Genomic DNA, 2,971 nt, shown 5'->3' with positions numbered 1-2,971 from the left:
TGTTAGGGCAATATTTATTGGCGATCCCCGTGATGCTTGCTCAGATCGACGGAATTTGCTTTGACGCCGTTGGAGGAGCGCTATTCATGGTACAGAAGCGGCAGGCTGTGATAGACCACCTGGCGAATCTGGACACGTCCCCGCTCGGCGTGGCTTTCTCCGAACCATTAAGGCATCCGATGCCGGTCACAGCATCAGCAAAAGATCGCTACGAAGGATTTACCGGCATGAACCGCCACATGATTCTACACGGGGAGGTCGTGGACTACGGTTCAAAAGAAAACAGCCTAAGGGCGATTTCGCTTTTGGGGTACATCTCAGAAAGGCTATCGCGCTCAGGGTTCGAAACGGAGGGAAGAACACCCGAACGTCAAGTTGATGGTGGCACCTAGCGACACCTCGCCCGAAGACTGCCCCACGGACGGCCGTAGCCGCATCTTTCGACGCATCGTGATTGCAAGGGTAGGTCACAAGATCGTGACAATCAGATTCCGAAACTGCGTTCTCTCTGACAGCAATGCGCCGACTCGTCATTGAAGATGACAATGTGGATACGGTCCGGGGTTTATGAGCGCCCCTATGTAAAGGTTTCTGAGCATGTGCCGTAATAGCGTTGTTTCGGTTTCAGACGGGGAGAACACCGATGCGCCTCTTGCTCGTTCAGTTTGACCGAAGAGTTTTCCGTACGAACGTTTCAACCTACCAAAGAGAGAGTCGTGGAGTCATTGTTCTTTGAAGTATTTCAAGATTTACCCTTCCCGCATAGTGCTGTGGATTTCGGAAGGCTCAACAAATCGCTGTCGGGGGAACCTAAGTCTTACGTCGGAATTTCGCTTGACGTGGAATCGAGCAAGCGCAAATTCCTTATCGCGAGTTGGCGGGGTTTTTTAACTAGAGCCCGTGTACCCCAAGCCGTTAGTGAGGAAATCGCCCGTTCAATACCACTTGTAAAATCAGGGAAGAGCACATTGCTGTTGAACGGGTCTAAAGTGCCAGCCGGAGCGAAACTCACACTACAGCTCATCGGCGACCGCCTCATCTGGGAAGACCACAGTTATTGGCCGATCGCCTTTTCGACGGTGCTCAACCAGTTCAGCAATCTGGTGACCGTTCATCGGCTGCTGATTGAAGCCCGTCGCACAGAGATGGCGAAGGCTCTTGAGGCTAAAGGCTACAGCGCCGACCCCATGGATACTCAATCTGAATTTCCCCGACTCCTTCCGACGAGACAGCAGTACGCCTTTGCTTCGCTTGGCGCTTGGTTAGGAGGGGCAGTGAACCTCCAGTATTACGCCTATTACGCAACCATTCGGCAAATTCACCATCGTGATCTCAACCGAAAATATCTGGACCGGATAGGGTACGACGAAAAAACGCTTCCTGACATCGATAAGAGTGGACTAATCGCTGTTCCTGCTACGTTACTAGCACCCCTGGTCGAAGCACAAGGCGGGTCCCACCTATTTGGTTCACTACCGATAGACGAAATAAACGTAGCCAATTCTCCGGCCGTTTCAATCGATGAATATTCGAGGTACGCTCAGGAAAATACACCGTTGGGTATCGTCGTCGATAAGTACTATCGCGCACCTTTTTGGGCCAGAAAGCCAGAACGCTTGGGTCTCTACGGTGCCAAGAACATATTCCGTGACCACTACGAGGGCTTCTACTCCAAACTCGCAACCACACAACTATTACGCTGCAAACATTATTGTATTCCTGTTATCGAAGTTTCCAGCATTGAGGAAATACGGCAATGCGTAGCTGAAATACCGGTGCGAGACGAGTCGGGAATTTTTTTCCGTGGGCAGACCTCCCTTCATACACTGCCGCGGACAGACGGAGTGCGTGAGCTACTCTTTGCCGATTCGTGCGCGACCGAACCCTCGCTTACCACCTCGGCTTCGCGAAAACTGTCATATATATACGATGATCTTCACTACATTCTTCGCCAATTTGCCGAGCAGCAGATCTATGGTTCCGATCGTCGGTTGATACCTGAACGAGCCGAGCGTTGGCGCAGTCTTGCTTCGTCTCCCCTGTGCGAACTGGATTACGCAATCATGGCGCTCGCTCAACACTATGGCCTGCCTAGTCACGGTCTGGACGTTACCACGAGCTTAGATGTTGCAGTTTGGTTCGCCACCAATGCGTACTGGAAGGACGAAGATACCAACGCTTCCGGTTACAAAAAGTTGGTTGAATCGAGTTGGAGTGATGACGTCCAGCAGTGGCCTATCATCTTTGCTTGCCAAAATGTCACAAATACGATTCGGCCGTCCTTGCTCAATTGCGAGGAACTGGAGGAATTTGGGATTTTGGCAAGGAGGCCAGGAAGACAGTTCGCGAAGTTTTTCCACGGAGGCCATAGCGATCATCAAAATCGGCTTGCGGAGAGCGTAGTATGTGCGTTCCGTCTACGCCCGAATTACTACCAGACCGATTCGACTTTTGAATCGTTGTTTCCTTCGCCAGACAACGATCCGGCCTACCAATTCATGCTGAAGTTTGCGGAAAAATATCCCGAGCCTTGGGGTCGCCATGTCAATCGGTTTCATCCTTTTCCGGTAGAAAACTGACAGGTAGGGGTGACTTTGATTTCCGTACAAATCTCCGGCTAGACGCACCCAAGCCAGCCGTGGGTTCGGCTTCGGCCCCCAAATAAAAATCGTGCAAAATCAGTTGGTTGCTGTCTATCCGCCCGCGCTAGAACGCGTCAAAGCTCTTTGTAAGCCGCGCAAACTTTCAGATGACGGGATAGGCGCTTATTCGGCTTGGCCCGACACCGCCGAACCGCAGTTCGTCGTGTGCCTCATGATCTTACGTTGAGTCGATTCCAACATCGCCGGCGTTCGTGGGAGGAGTACGATAGCCTCGAGTCCATTCCGAGGAACGAAGCGATCCGCACAGACGAAGGATGGTCCCGTGCAGACGAACGTGGTGATACATAAAATTAGCATTCCTAATATAA

1 protein-coding gene and 1 pseudogene are annotated in these 2,971 nt (G+C 51.7%); both read left to right on the top strand.

The features are described from left to right. Positions 1-392, top strand: a pseudogene (locus tag BMI01S_RS42310) (hypothetical protein); the annotation flags it as partial. Positions 393-716: 324 nt separating this feature from the next. Next, positions 717-2,579 carry an FRG domain-containing protein gene (locus BMI01S_RS36660; RefSeq protein WP_154671527.1) on the top strand — a complete coding sequence of 621 codons (1,863 nt, stop codon included), beginning with the start codon at positions 717-719 and terminating at the stop codon, positions 2,577-2,579. Positions 2,580-2,971: the final 392 nt, after the last annotated feature.

Source organism: Paraburkholderia mimosarum LMG 23256 = NBRC 106338, assembly GCF_000739815.1.
Lineage (GTDB): Bacteria > Pseudomonadota > Gammaproteobacteria > Burkholderiales > Burkholderiaceae > Paraburkholderia > Paraburkholderia mimosarum.
Note: the sequence above shows the minus strand (reverse complement) of the source record. Positions and strands in the feature narration are given on the sequence as shown.